General features: G+C 66.4%; 14 protein-coding genes. 1 reads left to right on the top strand and 13 read right to left on the bottom strand.

From position 1 onward, the window contains the following. Positions 1 to 96: 96 nt before the first annotated feature. Complete coding sequence (locus tag ACLJEU_RS08190; protein WP_414662119.1) at positions 97 to 1,422, top strand: Trx7/PDZ domain-containing (seleno)protein; 1,326 nt, start codon at positions 97 to 99, stop codon at positions 1,420 to 1,422. Positions 1,423 to 1,549: 127 nt separating this feature from the next. Here ACLJEU_RS08190 and ACLJEU_RS08195 read toward each other — a convergent pair whose 3' ends face one another. The 13 genes from ACLJEU_RS08195 to ACLJEU_RS08255 all read right to left on the bottom strand — a co-directional run bounded on the left by ACLJEU_RS08195 (position 1,550) and on the right by ACLJEU_RS08255 (position 19,286). After that, positions 1,550 to 4,234 carry an exo-rhamnogalacturonan lyase family protein gene (locus tag ACLJEU_RS08195; protein ID WP_414662120.1) on the bottom strand — a complete coding sequence of 895 codons (2,685 nt, stop codon included), beginning with the start codon at positions 4,232 to 4,234 and terminating at the stop codon, positions 1,550 to 1,552. Between the two features lie 13 nt (positions 4,235 to 4,247). After that, positions 4,248 to 4,781: a hypothetical protein gene (locus ACLJEU_RS08200; RefSeq protein ID WP_414662121.1), complete on the bottom strand. Its 534-nt coding sequence runs from the start codon at positions 4,779 to 4,781 to the stop codon at positions 4,248 to 4,250. 49 nt (positions 4,782 to 4,830) lie between these two features. Then, on the bottom strand, positions 4,831 to 6,858 hold the full coding sequence (locus ACLJEU_RS08205; protein WP_414662122.1) for a rhamnogalacturonan lyase family protein: 2,028 nt from the start codon (positions 6,856 to 6,858) through the stop codon (positions 4,831 to 4,833). Further along, the gene (locus ACLJEU_RS08210) at positions 6,855 to 7,448 is read right to left on the bottom strand and encodes a hypothetical protein (RefSeq protein WP_414662123.1); all 594 of its coding nucleotides are present in this window, start codon (positions 7,446 to 7,448) and stop codon (positions 6,855 to 6,857) included. Before ACLJEU_RS08210 ends, ACLJEU_RS08205 begins: the two co-directional genes overlap by 4 nt. 150 nt (positions 7,449 to 7,598) lie before the next feature. Then, positions 7,599 to 9,572, bottom strand: coding sequence for a rhamnogalacturonan lyase (locus tag ACLJEU_RS08215; RefSeq protein ID WP_414662124.1), 1,974 nt, complete (start codon positions 9,570 to 9,572; stop codon positions 7,599 to 7,601). Between the two features lie 277 nt (positions 9,573 to 9,849). Then, entirely contained in the window at positions 9,850 to 10,542 is a 693-nt protein-coding gene (locus ACLJEU_RS08220) for a response regulator (RefSeq protein WP_414662125.1), read from the bottom strand. Next, positions 10,539 to 13,208 carry a DUF4118 domain-containing protein gene (locus ACLJEU_RS08225; protein ID WP_414662126.1) on the bottom strand — a complete coding sequence of 890 codons (2,670 nt, stop codon included), beginning with the start codon at positions 13,206 to 13,208 and terminating at the stop codon, positions 10,539 to 10,541. The genes ACLJEU_RS08220 and ACLJEU_RS08225 overlap by 4 nt, the downstream gene beginning before the upstream one ends. A gap of 53 nt (positions 13,209 to 13,261) precedes the next feature. Further along, the gene (locus tag ACLJEU_RS08230; protein ID WP_414662127.1) at positions 13,262 to 13,414 is read right to left on the bottom strand and encodes a hypothetical protein; all 153 of its coding nucleotides are present in this window, start codon (positions 13,412 to 13,414) and stop codon (positions 13,262 to 13,264) included. Further along, positions 13,411 to 14,001 (bottom strand): K(+)-transporting ATPase subunit C, encoded by a 591-nt coding sequence (gene kdpC, locus ACLJEU_RS08235; protein WP_414662128.1) that lies wholly within the window; start codon positions 13,999 to 14,001, stop codon positions 13,411 to 13,413. The genes ACLJEU_RS08230 and kdpC overlap by 4 nt, the downstream gene beginning before the upstream one ends. A 107-nt stretch (positions 14,002 to 14,108) precedes the next feature. Next, complete coding sequence (kdpB, locus tag ACLJEU_RS08240; protein WP_414662129.1) at positions 14,109 to 16,148, bottom strand: potassium-transporting ATPase subunit KdpB; 2,040 nt, start codon at positions 16,146 to 16,148, stop codon at positions 14,109 to 14,111. Between the two features lie 55 nt (positions 16,149 to 16,203). Beyond that, complete coding sequence (gene kdpA / locus ACLJEU_RS08245) at positions 16,204 to 18,021, bottom strand: potassium-transporting ATPase subunit KdpA (RefSeq protein ID WP_414662130.1); 1,818 nt, start codon at positions 18,019 to 18,021, stop codon at positions 16,204 to 16,206. Further along, positions 18,022 to 18,204 carry a potassium-transporting ATPase subunit F gene (locus tag ACLJEU_RS08250; RefSeq protein WP_414662131.1) on the bottom strand — a complete coding sequence of 61 codons (183 nt, stop codon included), beginning with the start codon at positions 18,202 to 18,204 and terminating at the stop codon, positions 18,022 to 18,024. 182 nt (positions 18,205 to 18,386) lie between these two features. Next, positions 18,387 to 19,286, bottom strand: a complete 900-nt coding sequence (locus ACLJEU_RS08255; protein ID WP_414662132.1) for a fasciclin domain-containing protein — start codon at positions 19,284 to 19,286, stop codon at positions 18,387 to 18,389. Between the last annotated feature and the right edge of the window lie 25 nt (positions 19,287 to 19,311).

Raw genomic sequence — 19,311 nt, forward strand, 5'->3', positions numbered from 1 at the left:
GCAATCAGTAGAACCAGGCGGGACGCCTGCGCTCTCAGCGCGATTGCACTCCCCGGGGAAGATTGCACTGCGGGTATTCGAAGATCAGGATGGGGCATGCGCTCCTCCCGCCTGCTCGGTGTCGTGGCCTGGTTGCTCAGTATCCCTTTTGTCGATGCGGCCACGGTGAAGGACCGGGAGGGCGCGGTGCGTCAGGATCGGACGGCGATGGAGAATGACGCACGTTGGATCTACAACGACGTCGACCGCGGTTTCGCCGAGGCCAAGCGGACCGGCAAGCCGCTGCTCGTGGTGCTGCGTTGCGTGCCCTGCCTCTCGTGCGTCGGTCTCGATGCGCAGGTTCTGGCCGAACCGACGCTTGGCCCGCTGCTCGATCTGTTCGTATGCGTGCGCGTGATCAACGCCAACGCGCTCGACCTCGCGCGCTTCCAGTTCGACTACGATCTTTCCTTTTCGACGCTGTTCTTCAACGGCGATGGCACCCTGTACGGGCGTTACGGTTCGTGGGTGCACCAGGCGGATCCGGATGCGCGCGAAACCATAGGTTATCGCCGGTCTCTTGAGGGCGCGCTGGCGTTGCATCGGGGCTATCCCGCGAACCGTGTGGCGCTCGAGGGCAAGCAGGGCGGCCCGACGCCCTTCAAGACGCCGATCGAGATTCCCGAACTCGCCAAGAAATACGGCCGCGAACTCAACTGGGGCGGGAATGTCGTGCAGAGCTGTGTGCACTGTCATCAGGTCGGCGAGGCCTTCCGCGCCTCCTATCGCGACAAGGGTGAGCCGGTGCCGTTGGACCGCATCTATCCGATGCCGGCGTCGGAGACAGTCGGTCTGACTCTCGCGCCGGACAAGACGGCCGCAATCACCGCGGTTGCGCCAAAGTCGCTGGCAGCCACGGCCGGGTTTCGCCCCGGCGACGAATTCGTCTCCTTCGCCGGACAGCCGCTGCTCTCGATTGCGGATTTCTCGTGGGTGCTGCATCGCGCGCCTGCGGCTGGTGCGGTCGCGGCCGTGGTGAAGCGGGACGGGAAGAATGTGCCGCTGACCCTCACGCTGCCGGACGGCTGGCGGACGAAGACCGACATTTCCAAGCGCGTCGGCACCTGGTCGATGCGTGCGATGGCGTTGGGTGGACTCATGCTCGTCGATCTCGACGACGCGGCGCGCAAGGAGCGTGGTCTCCCCGCGGACGGACTCGCGCTATTCGTCAAAGGCATGGGGCAATTCAACAAACATGCCGCTGCCAAGAAAGCGGGCTTCCTCAAGGACGATGTGATTGTCTCGATCGACGGCCTGAAAACGCGGACCACCGAGAGCGAAGCGATCGGATGGCTGCTGCAGGCGCGCAAACTCGGCGAAGTCGCGGACGTGACCGTCGTGCGCGGTAAAGAGCGCGTGGCCCTGAAGCTGCCGATGCAGTGAGGGACGGGGAAGTTGAGGGTTGAGAGGTGACAGTTGAGAGCACTCAACTTCGGCGCCTGGCGTCGAGTCGCTCGCCTGGGAGCCCGTGGGATCGTTCTCTCAACTCTCAACTCCAGTCCCTCAACTTTTACCTCGTCCCTTCCCAATCGGGCAACCAGGCCTTCGCGAACTCCAGCGTCTCGATCGCGTTCAACGCCCACTGCACGCTCGCGACGCCGTGCAACTGCCAGCCGACCGGTGCGCCTAGGAACGACGGATCGGTGACGGTCCGCAGCGTATCAGGTCCGGTGATTCGTTTCGGGACGTTCAAGGGCGGGAGTTTTCCGGCGGGGCCCATGAGTTTTTCCCACGCCATCCGGCCGAGTTCGGCGCTGTTCTTTTTGTAGGCGGCGTAGGCGAGCATGCGCGGGCCGGTCATCTGGCCGCCTTCCACTTGACGACCGACGGCCTCGCACGTGGCGGTCCACGCGGCCCAGAACTCCGGGATGTCGTACATCGGTTCCATCTCCCACATGTTTTCCGGGCCGCCGAAAATCATGTCGAAATAGCGGCCGGGAAAACGCCCCTGCGCGTCAAGGTTCGCGGCCATCGCCTTCATGTCGCTCTCCAGCCGGCCACGCCACGCCTGGTCGCCGCCGCGCTCCCACTCCGTCGTCCAGTTGAGCGCGTAACACATCCACTCGAGCCCAAAGCGCGTCGATGGCTGGCGATCCGCGGCGGTGGGACGCGCGGTGAAATTCTCCGGTCGCGGCGCCACCGGGCTGCCCGGTCGCTCGAGGCGCGCCGACCCATCGGCGTTGGGCACATAGTGCGAGGGATTGAACTGCACGAGGTACGCGTAGGTGAGATCGGCATCGAGTTGCTCGCGCAGGAGATCGCCGATGCGGCCGTCGCCACCGCTGAGAAAATAGTAGTGTCGCTTGATACCGGCGTGGCTGACGCGCGGCTGTTTGGCGCCGTCGCCCCAGTGATTGACGTTGTGCCGCGAACCGAGCGGGGCGAACGGGCCGACGTGGTGCACGTCCACTTCGCTCGTGTGGCGCGTCATCGCTTCGGCGAAACGAAAAAGATCGGCGCGCCCCGTGCGCAGAAAAGAATACCACAGCAGCATGTCCGGCATGAGTTCGGTGTTCACCCACGCCCAGCCGCCGACATCGTAGCGCCACTCGTGTCGGCCGAAATCGTAGTTGTGCATGATGTCGCCGAAATCCCAGAAGCCGTACCACGAGCGTTCGTCGACCTGATCGCGGTAATAGTTCACGAACGTCTCGATCTGGTCCTCGACCCAGCGAAACGCCGGCGTCGATCGGTCGGGCAGGCTCCAGCGACCGACGGCCTGCTGCGCGTGATAATACTCCGGCGTGCAGACGAGCACCGGCGGCTCCGCGGCCTCGCGCGCCATCGCGACGAGCTGTTCATTCGACGGAATGCGATCGAAGGCCCAGAGCGTCAGGTCGTGCGTGTTCGCGATGCCGTGTGGCGAACCCCAGCCGGGCTTCCAGTCCTCGTAGTTGATCGACAGGCCGTGGGGCGTTTCGTCGTAGCGCCGCAGATCCATGGCACCGCCTTCAGGCGACCACAGCCACACGCGCAACTCGCCGTGGTTCGCGTTGCCGTGGAGGATTTCGAAGGACTTCGCGGACTTCTGCCAGAAATCCTTTACGCCGACGGCGAGGCCGCCGGTCACATCGGCGAGGACCGCGAGCCCGCGTGAGCGACGACCGTCGGTCACGTGCAGCCACGATGCTTCGGCCGAAGTGCGCTTGTGCAGCGACCAGTTGTTGGGTCCGACTTGGGTGAGCTTGGCGTCGGCCCACACCGGTACGGTCAGAATGTTGTCGCGCGTGCGTTGATCCAGATCCGCGAGATTCGGGACGCGCTGACCTGCAAGATGCGCGGCGTAGTGTTCGACGACCGCGCGACCGGCGGACGGCCGATAGCCGGGGAGCATGCGCACGGGCTGCGTCCAGATTCCACCGTCGGCATCGCCGGCGAAGCGCAAGTGGCGATTGTGCAGCTCCTCCTGGAACGGAATTTCGAGCGACAGTCCGAGGCCCTTGATGAAATCAGTGGCGCCGTCGCCGTCGAAGACGAACGAGTGCGTCAGCTTGATCGCGCCGCTGCCGGCGAAGAACGCGAGCCGCACGGTGAACGGCAGCCAGACGCGGCCGTTGGTCCCGGCTTCGACGTGGCGGCCCTCGAGCTTGATCACCGCGCGCACCGCTCCGCGTTGCTCGAGCGTGGCGCGTTCGATGCCGCCGCGCAGTTCGATGTCGCGCGGAGCACCAGGAGTGCTGCGATCCTCGCGTCGTGCGATCAGGGATCCGTTCCGGGCGACGACCCGCCCGCCCACGGTGAGCGACTCGATGAGACGTGACCGGCGTTTGGCGATGCGAGCCTTGAGGGCGCCGGTGTCGATCGTGAATCCGTCGGTGTCTTCCTCGTACGTTATCGTCGCGGTGGCCGCCGAGACGTCGCTCGCCGAAGCGGGTGTGAGTTGAAACGGCCCTTTCAGCCCGGCGGTCGCGGCCAGCGCGTGGCCGGTCCACTTCACGCTGCCGTCAGGCCAGAAGGCGAGCGGCCACGTCTGCACGTTCAAACGCTGCTGGTCGGCGGTCGTGAGCCGCATGGGCGTCGAAGGCGTGACGGCGCCCTTGGGCCACGGCACGCCCCAGGTCACACCGTTCGGCGCGGCCGGGGCGGCATCGCCGAGCCAGCGCAGGGTGATTGGAGCGATTTCAGCGGCACGCACCCCAACGCCTGACACCAGGGCGATGAGGCACGGAAGGAACGAACGGGGGAGGCGGGACATGGGAGCGAACGACTCAGGGTTTGGCGGTGGGCGCGGCCGTCACACGTACTTGAAATCGCGCCCGATCCAGCGTGAGGGGCGACCAACCGAGGTCGTTTCCCGCCGCGTCGGAAACGGCTAAGGTAAGCGTATGGCCATCGACGAGGTGGCCGAGGAAGACGGCGAAGAAGCGCAGGGTGCCCGTGGCCGGGCGCGGGTAGATGAGCGTGAACGTGACATCGACGTCGCCGCCGATTTTGACGTCGGCGGATTTCAACGGGAGCGGTTTCCCGTTGATGGTGAGTTCAAACAACTGCGGAGCGAGTTGTCGCAGCCGGGGTTGAATGGCGGCGAAATTTTCCGGCGTGATCGGCGGTTGCTGGGCGAAGTCGGGAAGAAAGCTGTGCGCGCAGGAACGGGCGAGCGTGAGCGAGATCTCCAAGCGATCGCCGAGGAGCTTTGCCTCCGCCCAACTCGAGTAGATGTCGTGGGCGAAGGCGGCGGTACCGCCCAGCGCCAGCCACACTGCGACGATGAGTTGGATTCCGCGCCTGACGCTGACGTGCATGGTGGAGAGATCGGAAGGCGTTGACGAAGCCGCGCCCTCCGAGAGTGAATCACTTTTCGCCGAGATAGTAGCTCACCTGCGGCACGTGGGCGTAGCCCATGGTGCGATGGGTGACGTCGTGGCGGTAGATCGGATCCTGCATGAGGCACACCCTGCGATCCGTGGCCGGAATCGTCGTGCTGTAGATCCGCAGTTCGCCGTCGGTGAACGTGATAATCTCCTCGCGCCAATCGCCGAGGATGTCAGCGACCTGTTGCACTTGGCCTTGAATGCCGGTGGTCAGCGTGGGGCCCTTCCACTTGCCGATCGAGCGTCCGGCCGGGAGTGAAGGCGTCCCGCCCGCAGGTACCGGTGTTGCGGGCGAAACGCCCGGGTTTCCGCTGCGACCACCGCGGCCGAACCCGCCGACGCCGCCCGGCGCGATTTGCTCGCGCAGCAGGTCGGCGTCCCACCATACGAGCTCGCTCGTGGGCGGCACCGGACCGGGGATGGGTTCGCCCTTGGCGGAGTAGAACAACTGCTTCAGTCCCTTGTTGGCCCACAGCTCCATGCCGGGATAACTCGGATCGATGTCGCCGACGGCGATTTGATCGATGGCGTTGTCGAGGTTGGCCTCGCGGGCGCCGAAGATGAGATCGCCGTTGCGGGCGTCGCGCAGGTTCAGACCGAGCTGAGGCATCGCCTCCTCGATGATGTACGCGATTTCCAGTCCGGGTCGGGACGGATCGATGTCGGTGAGATAAAACCGATCGCCGTGGCCGAGGCCGCTGCTCCACAACGAACGGCCGTCATGACTGATCGCCACCGAGCCGTTGAAGATTTCGTCGCGGCCGTCGCCGTCGACATCACCGACTTTGAGGCTGTGCTGGCCCTGGCCGTGAAAGAGAAACGGCGCGCGCTCGTTGGTCCAGCGCCAGAGCTTTTTCAGCTTCTTGTTTTCGAGTGTCCAGGCATCGATTTTCATCATGCCGTACGTGCCGCGCACGACGAGGACGGCCGGGGTCTTGCCGTCGAGGTAGGCGGTGGCGAGCATGTGGCGGCTCGCGCGATTGCCGGTGTTGTCGCCCCAGTCCTGCACCTTGCCCAGTTCGATCCAGTCGGCGTGATCGATTTCCTTCCCGGTTTCACCGTTGTAAACGGTGAGCCACTCCGGGCCTTCGAGGGCGTTGCCGGCCCGGGCGCCCGGCAGCGCCTCGGCGAGCGAGGCCGCGTACGGTTTCGTGCGCAGGCAGACTTCGGCCTTGTTGTCGCCGTCGAGATCGCGGACGACCAGCGGCGTCCACCAGATGCCCATGTCGACGTTCCAGCCGAGATCGATGCGCCACATGAAGGCGCCGGTTTTGCCATTGTAACCGTCAAACTTGTACGTGTCGCGGCTGACGCTCGTGCGGCCCGGATCCTTGCCGCCGCCGGGATGCTTCACGACGAAGTCGTAGACGCCGTCGCCGTCGAGGTCGCCCACCGCGGCCATGGAGATGCTCGTCACATCGTCGCGCAGCTTGATCGCGCGATAGTTTTGTGGCGCGGAATTCGCGGAGAGTCCGGCAGTAGCCGCGGCGGAGCCGGCGACCTCGCGACCGTTGACGACAGTCCGCACCTCCCAGGTGTTCGCCTGATCGAGCGGAGCCGCGGCATCGACCAGATCGGTGGTACGGGCGAGGGGCGCGGCGTTGATCTTGATCGCGGCGCCACCGGCGGTACGGCGGTAGACGTTGAAAGCGATGTCGACGGGATCGGTTTTGAGCAGACGCCAGGAAACATAGGCTTTTCGGTCCGCCGCGACGAGGACGACCACGCCGCGGTCGATGTTCTCCTCGATGCGTTCCTTCGCCCATCCGAGCGGGGCGCCAGGTTTATGCAGCGGGTTGATGGCGTAGAAATTGAGGTTCGGGTAGATTTCCTCCGGCGTCAGTTCACGTAGTGTATCATCATTGTGGGCACCGGGCGTGGTGCCGCGCTGCAACGGATTGGTGCCGGTGGGCGGCGCGCCGGGCGGTGGATTCTGGGCCAGCGCGACCGCGCCGCACCAGAAGAGCAGGGCCGTGCGTCGAAGGAGGGTGGATACGTAAAGAGTCATGGGCGGGGTGGAGCGGGTGGGGGTGAGACCGGCAGGGTGATTTCCAGGACGTGGTATTCGAACGAAACCTGCTCCCAGCCGAGGTTGCCGCCGGCGGTATCGCTGACCTCGAGGATGCCGCCGTAGCCGGGACCGAGTTTCTTCAAGAAGGCGGCCTGCAGCTGCAGCCGGCCGGGGGCGGGCGGCGTGTAGGCGAGGCGGAAGACGATGTCGCCTTCCTCGGTGAGTTGCGTCTCGAGGCGGAGGACCTTGAGCGGCTTCCGGTCGGCGGTGATGACGAGCAGATCGGGCGCAACGCGGTCGAACGGCGCGCGATGCGCGGCGAAGTTCTCGGGCGTCAGCGCCGGCAGCTTTGCTGCGGGGTCGGCGAGCTGGAGCGCAGTGCCCTTCGCCATCGTGATCGCGACCTCCATGTGATCGACGCGCAGCCGGGCGAGCGTCCAGGTTTCGTAGCGATCATGGGCGCGGGTGGAAGCGGGCAGCGCGGCGAGAAGGGCCAGAAGAAAACAGGATCCCGCGTGAAGCCGGCGGATCCACGGGGAAAGGGAAGAACGTTTCCCTGGGACCGCGAGCGCCCTCGCTCGCAGCATGACCGAAGCGGACGAGGGCGTCCGCGGTCCCACCAATCCCCTCAATCCCACCACTCTCAACACTCCCACCCAACCCGCCACACCCGCGTGCGGAGCGTCTGCCCGACTGCGCGCGATCTGTCCGGCGTTTTCGGTCGGACGCATGACGCCTTACTTCCGCGGTCCCACCAGCGTGATGTTCGGGCGCGGTGCCTCGGCCATGCCGTAACCCAGGAAGAATCCAGGGTGGGGCGGCTGGTTGTAGGCGACGTTCTGCCAGGCGATCGCGAGGCGGTACTGCGGATCGTGCATGAGCGTGTAGAGGCGAATCTCGGTGGGAATCGTCGTGGAGTAGATGCGCAGCTCCTGGTTGTCGGTCGTGCGCCAGATGACCTCCTCGCGCCAGTCACCCAGGATGTCGGCGGAAAGGCCGGGCGTGGATTTGGTGCCGTTGTTGGCCGTGCAACCTTCCGCCGTGAGCAGCCGCGTCTCCGTGCTCGTTTCCCAATTCCACTTGTCGATGCGGTTCGAGTTGAGCACCTCGCGGAGCAGATCGCCGTCCCACCAGACGCCGAAATTGCAGGACGACGGATTGCGCTCGGAGATTTTCTCACCCTTGACGTTGAACAGTCCGCGCAGCGCCGGCCCGCCGGCGGACCACAGCTCGTAGCCGGGATAGCGCGGATCGAGATCCATGGCGCAGCCGCGACCGACGTCCGGCGAATTCTCCGTGCCGCCCGGCATGCCCCAAATCATCACGCCGGTGCGGGCATCGCGGAGTTCGGTGCCGTACGGATGTTTCGGGTTCTCGTGGATGTCGAAGATCTCCAAGCCTGGCCGGCTCGGGTCCATGTCTGAAACGTGCAGCGCATCGCCGTGCCCGAGGTTCGTGGTGTAGAGCGGCGTGCCGTCGCTCTTGATGCACATCGCGCCGTAAATGATCTCGTCCTTACCGTCACCGTCGACGTCGGCGACGCTGAGGTTGTGATTGCCCTGGCCGCGATAGGGATTCGTGCGATCGGCGGGACCGAATTTGTCGCTGTCGAAGAACCAGCGCTGGGTGAGCTTGCCGTCGCGAAAATCCCACGCGACGAGCGTCGTGCGGGTGTAGTAGCCGCGACACATCACGACGCTCGGACGCACGCCGTCGAGGTAGGCCACGCACGCGAGGAAGCGATCGACGCGGTTGCCGTAGGCGTCGCCCCAGTCGAGCACCGTGCCGCGCGCGGGCAGATAGTTCGTCGTGGCGAGCGCCTTGCCGGTCGCGCCCTCGAACACGGTGAGAAACTCCGGGCCGTCGAGCACGTAGCCCGCGCGCGAGGCGACCATTTTGCCGTCGGCCGTTTTCTTGCTGCCGGTCTTGTCGCGGGTCGGGACCATGGACTCCGCCAGCGTGCGCCAGTCGGCTTTCGGATCGCCAATCACCTTGCCGACGCCGTCGACGGTGCCGTCGGCGGTCTTGCAAACGAGCTCGGCGCGGCCGTCTCCATCGAGGTCATACACCATGAACTGCGTGTAGTGCGCGCCCTCACGGATGTTTTTTCCAAGGTTGATTTGCCACAGAAACGTGCCGTCGAGCCTGTAAGCCTGCAGAATCGGCTCGTCGGTCGTGCCGGCCTGCGAGTTGTCGCGCGCGCGGCCGGTCTGATGCAGGATGATCTCGTACTCGCCGTCGCCATCGAGGTCGCCGACGGAAATGTCGTTCGGCGAGTAACCGGCCGGCGTGCGCAACGCGATTGAGAGGTAGGGCCGCACGGGGGCGCCGGCGGCGACGGTGAAGCGGGCGCTGGGCGCTTGTTCGACGCCGGCCAGAACGGGACGGACAAAGTACGCGTTGGCCCTGGCGGGATCGAAGGAGGTGTCGTTGAAATTCGTGGCGCCGGCAATGGGCGCGGGGTTGAGCCGGACGGGCTCGGCGGTGTCCGCGACGCGGTAGAGGTTGAAGCCCAGGTCAACCGGATCCGTGCCGAGAACGCGCCAGCTGACGAAGATCTGCGTGTCACTCGCCTTGAGGGCGACGACGCCGCGGCCGAGCTGCTCCATCTGCCGCGGGACGTTGGCCGCGCTGGCGATGCCGGCCAGCAGGGCCGCAGCGAAAGCGAAACCGGAGAGGACCCGGGCAAGAGACGAGACGTGGGTTTTCATCGACGTGGAACGGGAATACAGCGCCAGACGCACCGCATCGAGTTTGTTTGCGCGGAGAATCGCGGGAACGAACGCAGGCGGACTTCCCCCTCGGAGGAGTGCTGCCGGCGCGTTGTCGGACAGTGGGAGGGCACCGGTCGGATTCGCCGCGCGAGGCAATCGCCCACCGTTTCATGCCCGACACCCGCACTCCGTCCGCGGCGCCAAGGGATCGGTGTCATTGAAGTTTCGGCGGCACAGCTCGAGCCGCACGCTCGGCGCCTCCCGGCGAAATCTCCTACTCGGTGAAACGATAACCGACGCCTGACTCGGTGCGGAGGAACTGGGGCTGCTCGGGGCTGGCCTCTACTTTCTTCCGCAGGTTCGCCATGTGGACGCGCAGGTAGTGCGTGTCGTTCTCGTGCCCCGGACCCCAGACGTCGCGGAGTAGCTGGCGGTGCGTGATGACTTTGCCGCGATGCTGCAGGAGGAGCCGCAGCAACGCGTACTCCTTCGTCGTCAGATGCACGTCCGCGCCCGCGCGCGTCACGGTGCGCTTGGTGAAGTCCACCTCGATCGCGCCGAAGCGGGCGATGCTCGGCTCCGCGGCGGGCTGGGCGCGGCGCAGCAGGACGCGGATGCGCGCAAGCAGCTCGCCGCCACCGAAGGGCTTGGTGAGATAATCGTCCGCACCGGCGTCGAGGGCCGCAATCTTGTCCGTCTCCGCTTCGCGTACCGAAAGAATCAGTACGGGCAGCTGGCTCCACTCCCGCAGGCGGCGCAGGACGTCGAGCCCGGATGCATCCGGCAGCGAAAGATCAAGAATGACCGCGTCGGGCCGCCGGACCGCGGCTTCATTGAGTCCGAGCGCGCCGGTTTCCGCTTCGCGCACGGTGTAGCCGGCGGACTCGAGGGTGAGGCGCAGAAGGCGACGAATCTGGATTTCGTCGTCGATGACGAGAATGTCGGGCCTCGCGGCGACGGCGGTCATTCGGTGGGCACCTTACCGTGCGGAGTGTAGGGAAGGTAAACGGTAAACACGGCGCCGCCCCCGGGATTCTCGCCGGCCACGATCTCTCCGCCCTGGGCCACGACGAATCCGCGGATGATCGAGAGTCCGAGACCAAGTCCGCCCGCGCGCGCGGCGTCGCCGCGCTGGAATTTCTGGAAGAGCCGCTCGCGCATCGCGGGTGGCAGTCCCGGGCCGCGATCCGCCACGGTAAAAAAGACCCGCGCGCTGGCGTGATCGACACCCGCGGCGAGAAAGATCGGCGTGGCGGCCGGCGTGTGATGGGCGGCATTGAGGAGGAGATTCGCGATGACCTGCTCCATCAGCGCAGTGTCGGCGCGGAACAGCGGCATGTCCTCCGGCACGGCGAGCTCGATCGGATGTGGCACCAGCGAGTCGCGCACGCCCTCGACGGCGGCATTGACGAGATCGTGCGCGTCGCACCAGTCGGGGCGGGGCTGGAGGGCGCCGGACTCGAGCCGCGTTTGGTCGAGGAGATTGTTGACAAGGCGATTCAGCCGGCGCGTCGCCGTGCGGATTTCCTGAGTCAAGCTCTCGCGGGTCGCGTCGTCGGCAGTGGCAAGATTCTCGGCGGCGGCATCGAGCACGGCGAGGGGCGTCTTCAACTCGTGCGAGACGCCGTCGAGGAGGGCGCGGTGCAGCTTGTCGGATTCGGCGAGGAGCTTCTCGCGTTCGCTGACGGCGCGGAGCTGCTCGCGCTCCACGACGAGCGCGAGCTGGGCGGCGAAACTCCCGGCGAGATCGCGTTGCGCAAGCGTGAGCGTCGCCTCCGGTGCAACGCGGACGACGAAGACGCCCACTGCCTGATCCTCGCGGACCAGCGGCACGTGAAACCCCTCGGCGGCCGGCAGCGTGTGGGTGAAGCGGCCGGCCTGCTGACGGTGGCGAAAGCACCAGTCCGCCACGCCGCCTTCCTTTTCGCTCAGCGTGAACGAGCCGGAAAAATGCGGGGTGAGCGCGACGCCCTGATCGTGACTGAACAGCAGCGCAGTCTGGGCGTTGAACAGCCGATCGGCCTGACGGAGCGCTGCGAACACCGCGTCGTCGAGCGTGCGGGCCGCGCTCAGGGCCTGTGTCAGCTGAAAGAGCGCCGTGGCCCGCTCCTCGCGCATCCGCTCGTGGCGTTCCTGGGCGCGAATGCGTGCGGTGAGCTGACCGGCGATCAGCGCGACGGCGAAATAGGTCGCGAACATCATGCCGTCCTCGAACTTCGCGATGGCGAAGGTGAACAGCGGCGGGATGAAGACGAAGTTCCACGTCAGCGCACTCAGCACACCGGCGACGATGACCGGCCCGCGGCCCACGCGGAGACTGAGCGCGATCACGGCGAGCAGATAAAGCAGCCCGACGGAGAGGTAGCCGGAAATGGGAACGAGCAGCCAGCCGACGATCGTCAGTCCCGCGAGCGCGGCGAGGACCTCGCCGAATTCCCGGGCGGGGGGCGGCTCGGCCGGGCTCCACTCGAGCCAGCGGGGCGGATGCTCCGCGGCGCGTTCGGCGGGGACCACATGGAGGTCGATCGGGCCGCTGCGGCGGAGAATGCGATCGACCAGACTGCCGCCGCGCAGCGCGTCGAGCCACCGCGGCGATTTCGACTGCCCGACGACAATCTGCGTGGCGTTGTTCTGCAGCGCGACCCGGATGAGGGCGGCCGCGATGTTGTCGTCGTGCGTCACGACCACCTCGGCGCCGAGTTCGCGTGCGAGCGTGAGGTTCTTCTCGACGCGCTCCTGCGCCGCGGGCGCGAGAGCCCGGGACGACTCCACGCTGACCGCCATCCATGCGGCACCCTGGGCCGCGGCCATGCGGCGCGTCCAGCGCACCAGCAGCGTGGACGAGGGGCTCGGACCGACGGCCACGAGCAGCCGTTCGCCGGAGCGCCAGACGGTCTGGGGCGAGCCGCTCGCGCGCAGTTCGCGCAGCCGCTTGTCGACGCGCTCGGCGACGAAGCGCAGCGCGAGTTCGCGCAGGGCGGTGAGGTGGGCGTCCTTGAAGAAGCCCTCGGCCGCGGCCGCCGCCCGATCGCCGAGGTAGACCTTCCCCTCGCGCAGCCGCTCGAGCAGCGACTCAGGCGGGAGGTCGATGAGTTCGATCTGATCGGCGAGCTCGAAGAACGAGTCCGGCACGGTCTCGCGGATCGTGGCGCCCGTGATCTGCCGGACGGCGTCGGCGCGGCTCTCGACGTGCTGGACGTTCAGCGTCGTGAAAACGTCGATACCCGCGTCGAGGAGCTCGATGATGTCCTGGTAACGCTTCGGATGGCGCGAGCCCGGGGCGTTGGTGTGTGCGCACTCGTCGACCAGCACCAGGCGGGGGCGGCGCGCGAGAATGGCTTCGAGATCGAGTTCGGCGAGCTGGGCGCCGCGGTGGGCGACGGATCTCCGGGGGATCACCGGCAAGCCGCTGAGCAACGCTTCCGTTTCGGCGCGGCCGTGGGTTTCGACGTATCCGACGACCACAGCGGTGCCGTCGTGGAGTTCCTGTTGCGCGGCCCGGAGCATGGCGAAGGTCTTGCCCACGCCCGGGCACATGCCGAAGAAGACCTTCAACCGGCCGCGACGCGCGCGCTTTTCATCGCGCTGGAGCGAGGCGAGCAGCGTGTCGGGATCGGGACGACGATCAGGCATGGACAGGCAAAGCGTGCGCGAATCGCTCCGGTGGAGCAAGAGCCAGGCTGGGGTCAGCGCGGTGCCAGCGAATGCGACGCGCCGGGATGGGGCGCCGGTTCATTCGGGGTGCACGAAAGGTCGACGAGGGCGAAGGTGAGGAGCGCCGTGACGACGACGGCGACACCCACGGCGTAGCGGAGATCCCGGGGCGCAGGGCTGTTCATTGGCGGGACGACGCGTCGAGCGCGCGGTTGAGAGCGAGGACGTTGACGCCGGCATCGCCCAGGACGCCCAGACTGCGGCCGTCGGTGTGTTGGCCGATGAGATCGCGCACCTGTGCGATCGGCAGGCCGCGCGCCAGCGCCACGCGTGCGGCCTGGAGATTCGCGTTGGCCGGACTGATGTGCGGATCGAGGCCGCTGGCTGATGACGTGACGGCGTCGGCGGGAACGGCGGTGTCTGCCGCGAGGCCGTTGACGGCGCGATAGGCGGTCACACGAGACTGGATACTGTCCGCGAGCTTGCGACTGGTCGGCCCCAGATTCGTGCCCGAGGAACTGCTCGCATCGTATCCGGTGCCAGCCGCGGAGGGGCGGGGATGGAAGTGCGTTTCGCTCGCGAAGTGCTGGGCCAGCAACGCGGAGCCCCGCACGGTGCTGTCTGGATCGCTGATGAGACTGCCGTTCGCCTGGCGGGAGAAGAAGGCCTGCGCGCCGGCCCAGACCACCAAAGGGTAAACGCCACCGAGCAAAACAGTGAACACGAGCGTGAGTAGGACGGCGGGCTTGGTTGTGGAGAGGAATGATTTCATCGGGAAAGTCGCTTGAACCACAAAGTCACAGAGACACAGAGGAACGGATGGCAGGGATTTTCGGGCTGCTACCTCTGTGCCTTCGTGTCTTTGTGGTGATGGTTTGCTTAGACGAGATGTGCGGCACTGAGCAGGACATCGATCAGCTTGATGCCCGCGAACGGCACGAGGACGCCGCCGAGTCCGTAGATGAGGAGATTGCGCCGCAGCATGGCGGCGGCACCGATGGGACGGTAGGCGACGCCGCGGAGGGCGAGCGGAATGAGCGCAATGATCACGAGCGCGTTGAAGATGACTGCGCTGAGGATTGCGCTGGTGGGCGAGGTCAGCCCCATGATGTTCAACGGGGCGATGGCCGGGAAGACGCCCACGAGCAGCGCGGGGATGATCGCGAAGTATTTCGCGATGTCGTTCGCGATGCTGAAGGTCGTGAGCGATCCGCGCGTGATGAGCAGCTGTTTCCCGATCTCGACGATCTCGAGCAGCTTCGTCGGGTTGGAATCGAGATCGACCATGTTGCCCGCTTCCTTCGCGGCCTGCGTGCCGGTGTTCATCGCGACGCCGACGTCCGCCTGCGCGAGGGCGGGCGCGTCATTGGTGCCGTCGCCGGTCATGGCGACCAGATGCCCCTTGGCCTGCTCCTCGCGAATGCGCGCGAGTTTCATCTCGGGCGTGGCCTGCGCCAGAAAATCATCGACGCCCGCCTCGGCGGCGATGGCGGCGGCGGTGAGCGGGTTGTCACCGGTGATCATGACGGTGCGAATGCCCATGGTGCGGAGTTGGGCGAAGCGTTCCTTGATGCCGCCCTTGACGACGTCCTTCAGGTGCACGACGCCCAGCACCTCGCGGCCGTCGGCGACGACGAGCGGGGTGCCGCCGCTGCGGGCGACGGCGTCCACGGCGTCGGCGACCGCGGCCGAATAGGTGCCGCCCTGGGATTCGACCCAGGACTTGATGCTGGCGGCGGCACCCTTGCGGATGCATCGCGCGGGTTGCGCGCCGGCCGCCGTGAAGTCGACGCCGCTCATCCGGGTCTGGGCGGTGAACGGGACAAACGTCGCGTGTGGCGCGGCGATCTCGCGGCCGCGCAGATTGAATTTCTCCTTGGCGAGCACGACGATGCTGCGGCCCTCGGGGGTTTCGTCGGCGAGCGAGGCCAGTTGCGCGGCATCGCCGAGGCGTTCGCGGGTGACGCCTGGCGCGGGCACGAAGTCGCTGGCCTGGCGGTTGCCGAGCGTGATCGTGCCGGTCTTGTCGAGCAGGAGAACGTCGATGTCGCCCGCGGCCTCGACGGCGCGACCCGACGTGGCGAGGACGTTGCGCTGCAGCAGCCGATCCATGCCGGCAATGCCGATGGCACTGAGCAGCCCGCCGATGGTCGTCGGGATGAGGCAGACGAGCAGGGCGACAAGGGTGCTGATCGAGAAGGCCGCGTTCGCGTAGAAGCCGAACGGTAGCAGCGCGACGACCACGAGCAGGAAGATGATCGTGAGCGCCGAGAGGAGAATGGTCAGGGCGATTTCGTTGGGCGTCTTCTGGCGGGAAGCGCCTTCGACCATCGCGATCATGCGGTCGATGAAAGTATGGCCCGGCTCCGACGTGATGCGAATGACGATACGGTCGCTCAAGACCCGCGTGCCGCCCGTGACCGCGCAGCGATCGCCTCCGCTCTCGCGCACGACGGGCGCGGATTCGCCGGTGATGGCGGACTCGTCGACGGACGCGATGCCCTCGATGACGTCGCCGTCGGCCGGGATGACATCGCCCGTTTCGCAGACGACGAGGTCGCCCTGGCGCAGATCGGTGGCTGCGATTTTCTCCTCGCGTCCGTCGCGCAGCTGCCGGGCGAACGTCTGTGTGCGGGCGCGCTTGAGGGAGTCGGCCTGGGCCTTGCCGCGGCCTTCCGCGACGGCCTCGGCGAAGTTGGCGAACAGCACGGTGAACAGAAGCCAGAGCGCGATCTGCAGGACGTAACCGAACGGATCCTTTGAAGTGAAGAGCTGCTCGAATGACAGGGCGGCGCCGACCAACGTGACGAACATGACCGGGTTCTTCAGCTGGGTGCGCGGGTCCAATTTCCTGAAGGCATCGACGCTGGCTTGAAGCAGGATGCGGCGATCGAAGAGCGAGACGGCTTTGGTGCTCATGGGTGGGCTGCGCGAGGCGGCGGGCTGAATGTGAAAGGCTGAGAACGGAGCGGCTTCAGAAGAGGTTGCCCGCGCGCATCAGGAAGTGTTCGACGACCGGGCCCATCGCGAGGGCGGGGAGAAAGGTGAGCGCGCCGACCAGCACCACGGTGCCGATCAGCAATCCGACGAAAGTGAATCCTTCGACCTGGAACGTGCCGGTGCTGGCGGGAACCCGCTTCTTGCCGGCGAAATTGCCGGCAAGCGCGAGGATCGGGACGATCATAAAGAAACGTCCCACCAGCATGCCGAGGCCGAGCGTCACATTGTAGTGCGGATCACCGCTGGCCGGGTTCGCCGTGAGCCCGGCGAAGGCCGAGCCGTTGTTGCCGACCGCAGAACTGTACGCATAGAGCATTTCGGTGAAGCCGTGGGGACCGGCATTGTTGAGTCCGGCCAGGCCCCAGGCCGACACGCTCGCCCACGCAGTGCCGCCAAGGATCGTCGCGGACAGCACCACGAGGACGAGCATCACCAGTTTCACGTCGTAGGCCTGGATCTTTTTCCCGAGATACTCGGGGGTGCGGCCCACCATCAGGCCGGCGATGAAGACCGCAAGGAGGACGAAGATCAGCATGCCGTAGAGTCCGGATCCGACCCCGCCAAAGATCACTTCGCCGGTCTGGATATTGAAGAGCGGCACGAGCCCGCCGAGCGGCGTGAAGGAATCGTGCATGGCGTTCACGGCACCACACGAGGCGGCGGTCGTGATGACGGCGAAGAGCGCCGAGTTGAAGATGCCGAAACGAACCTCCTTGCCCTCGAGGTTGCCGTCGGCGGCAGCCACGCCGAGCTGCTGATGAATCGGATTGCCGGACAGCTCCGCGTGCCAGCACACCAGCGCGCCTGCGACAAAGAGCGCGGCCATCGCACCCCACACGGCCCAGCCGTGGCGCTGATTGTTCACCATGCGGCCGAGCGTGTAGGTGAGGGCGCTCGGGATCGCGAAGATCGCGAGCATCTGGAAAAAGTTTGAAAGCGGTGTCGGGTTCTCGAACGGATGCGCCGCGTTCGCATTCGTAAATCCGCCGCCGTTCGTGCCGAGCATCTTGATCGCGACCTGCGAGGCCATCGGCCCCTGCGCGATCGTCTGGGTGTCGATCACCCCGGCGACCGTGACCGGCGTCGTGCCGTCGGCACCGAGGACCGGATTGCCGGCGGCGTCCACCTGCGGTTGCTGCACCGTGTACGGCTCGTGCGTTTTCGCGACGGTGTACGGTTTGAAGTTCTGGATCATGCCCTGGGAAACGAGCCCGAGCGCGAAGACCACGCACAGCGGAAACAGCACGTAGTAGGTGACGCGCACGACGTCGGTCCAGACGTTGCCCACTGTGTGCGTCGACGCGCGCGCGATGCCGCGGATCAGTGCGGCCGCGACGCCGATGCCGACTGCTGCGGAGGTGAAGTTGGGCACGGTCAGGGCGACCATCTGCGACAGGTACGACATCGTGCCTTCGCCGCCGTAGCTCTGCCAGTTGGTGTTGGTGGTGAAACTCGCGGCGGTGTTGAACGCGAGCGCGGGCGAGAGCCCGGGCAGATGCTGCGGATTGAGCGGCAGGTGATCCTGGAAACGCAGGATGAGGTAGGTGAAGATGAGCCCGACGAGGCTGAACGCCAGCAGGCCGAGAGCGTATTCGCGCCAGCTTTGCTCGCGGTCGGATGCGATGCCGCAGAGGCGATACGTGAGTCGTTCGAACGGCCGGACGATCGGGTCGAGGAACGTGCGTCCTTGCGGATCAAGTACGCGGACGAGGAAGAGCCCGAGCGGCTTGGTGATGAGGAGCAGCGCGCCGGCGTAGAGCGCGAATTGCAGCCATGAGAGGGACGGATTCATCTAGAATTTCTCCGGGTGCAGCACGGCGACGATCAGGTAGACGAGGCAGCCGAGCGCGATGAGGCCGATGACGATGTTTTCCATGTTCAGATGAGTTCTGCGTCGGGAAGTCCCGGCAGGTTCATGGCCCGAGTATGCTCGCAATCCGGCGCCGCGACTAATCAAGCCGAGGCGCTGGCGCATCAAGAAAGCATCAAGATGAAACGACCATGCGCAGGTCGGCGTGGGCGCAGCGTGGTCCGGACATGAAAAAGCCCGCTCCGGCCGGGGAAATCTCCGGCTGAAGCGGGCGAGGGTCGGCTGCAGGTGAGGTGCAGCCCGCGGGAAATTGCGCCGCGGGAGGTCAGGCCCGGGCGTTTAGGGTGTTACGGGAGCAAGACAGAATCGATCACGTGGACCACACCGTTGAGGCCACGCACGTCGGCGGCGACCACGTTGGCGGCGTCGATTTTCACGCCGCCCGTGAGGTTAACGACCAAGGGGCGGGCGCCGGTGCGGAGCGTCGTCACGTTTTGTCCGTTGGTCAGCTGCGAGGACAGCACCTGTCCGCTCGCAACGTGGAAGAGCAGCACCTGGGCGAGTTGGGCGGGATTCGCGAGCAGGCTGTTGAGCGTCGCGGGTGGCAGCGCGGCGAAGGCGGCGTTTGTCGGCGCGAAGACCGTGAACGGCCCGCCAGCCGAGAGCGTGGCGTCGAGCCCGGTGATGCGCAGCGCGGTGGCCAGGGTGCTGAGATTCGCGTTGGACGCCGCGAGGCCGCTGATCGACTGGCTGACCCCGTTGGGTGCGACGGCGCCGAACTCGTAGACCTCGAGCAGCGCGGGGCGCGCTTCGGTGGCGGCGTTGGTGTGCAGTTGCACGGTGTACGCGCCCGCCGGCACGCCGATGAGCAGGGCGGCGTCGTTCGCGCTGGTCAGCGGGAACGCGCCGACGCCGGCGGAAACCGTGTTGAGCAGCGGAAGGTTCGGTGCGGTGGCGACGTTGTCATTCACGCCGATCACGGTTCCGCCCGAGGCGGTGACCTGAATGGCGGGGTCAGCGAGCGGCGAGGCCACGCCGAAGGTGGACAACGTCGGGCCCACGCCGCGGATCAGCACCCACCGCAGCTGGCCGGCGGGGGCGTTCACGACGAAGCCGCTGATCATGGCGTTGGCGCCACTGCCGGCGACGCCGCGGGTGGAATTGTTTACGAGACTACTGGTCTGCGCGGTGGCGGCGGAGGCAAGGACCAGGGAGAGGGCGGCAACAACAGGGCGGAACGATTTCATGTCGAATGGGCAACGGTTGTTTGGA

It is taken from the genome of Terrisphaera buseokensis, assembly GCF_047521145.2.
Lineage (GTDB): Bacteria > Verrucomicrobiota > Verrucomicrobiia > Opitutales > Opitutaceae > ER46.

Coding starts and splice junctions, on each gene's coding strand:
- ACLJEU_RS08255 (WP_414662132.1), bottom strand. CDS start 19,286: ATGAAATCGTTCCGCCCTGTTGTTGCCGCCCTCTCCCTGGTCCTTGCC.
- ACLJEU_RS08210 (WP_414662123.1), bottom strand. CDS start 7,448: ATGCTGCGAGCGAGGGCGCTCGCGGTCCCAGGGAAACGTTCTTCCCTT.
- ACLJEU_RS08195 (WP_414662120.1), bottom strand. CDS start 4,234: ATGTCCCGCCTCCCCCGTTCGTTCCTTCCGTGCCTCATCGCCCTGGTG.
- ACLJEU_RS08250 (WP_414662131.1), bottom strand. CDS start 18,204: ATGCGCCAGCGCCTCGGCTTGATTAGTCGCGGCGCCGGATTGCGAGCA.
- ACLJEU_RS08230 (WP_414662127.1), bottom strand. CDS start 13,414: ATGAACAGCCCTGCGCCCCGGGATCTCCGCTACGCCGTGGGTGTCGCC.
- ACLJEU_RS08190 (WP_414662119.1), top strand. CDS start 97: ATGCGCTCCTCCCGCCTGCTCGGTGTCGTGGCCTGGTTGCTCAGTATC.
- ACLJEU_RS08200 (WP_414662121.1), bottom strand. CDS start 4,781: ATGCACGTCAGCGTCAGGCGCGGAATCCAACTCATCGTCGCAGTGTGG.
- kdpB (WP_414662129.1), bottom strand. CDS start 16,148: ATGAGCACCAAAGCCGTCTCGCTCTTCGATCGCCGCATCCTGCTTCAA.
- kdpA (WP_414662130.1), bottom strand. CDS start 18,021: ATGAATCCGTCCCTCTCATGGCTGCAATTCGCGCTCTACGCCGGCGCG.
- kdpC (WP_414662128.1), bottom strand. CDS start 14,001: ATGAAATCATTCCTCTCCACAACCAAGCCCGCCGTCCTACTCACGCTC.
- ACLJEU_RS08205 (WP_414662122.1), bottom strand. CDS start 6,858: ATGACTCTTTACGTATCCACCCTCCTTCGACGCACGGCCCTGCTCTTC.
- ACLJEU_RS08215 (WP_414662124.1), bottom strand. CDS start 9,572: ATGAAAACCCACGTCTCGTCTCTTGCCCGGGTCCTCTCCGGTTTCGCT.
- ACLJEU_RS08225 (WP_414662126.1), bottom strand. CDS start 13,208: ATGCCTGATCGTCGTCCCGATCCCGACACGCTGCTCGCCTCGCTCCAG.
- ACLJEU_RS08220 (WP_414662125.1), bottom strand. CDS start 10,542: ATGACCGCCGTCGCCGCGAGGCCCGACATTCTCGTCATCGACGACGAA.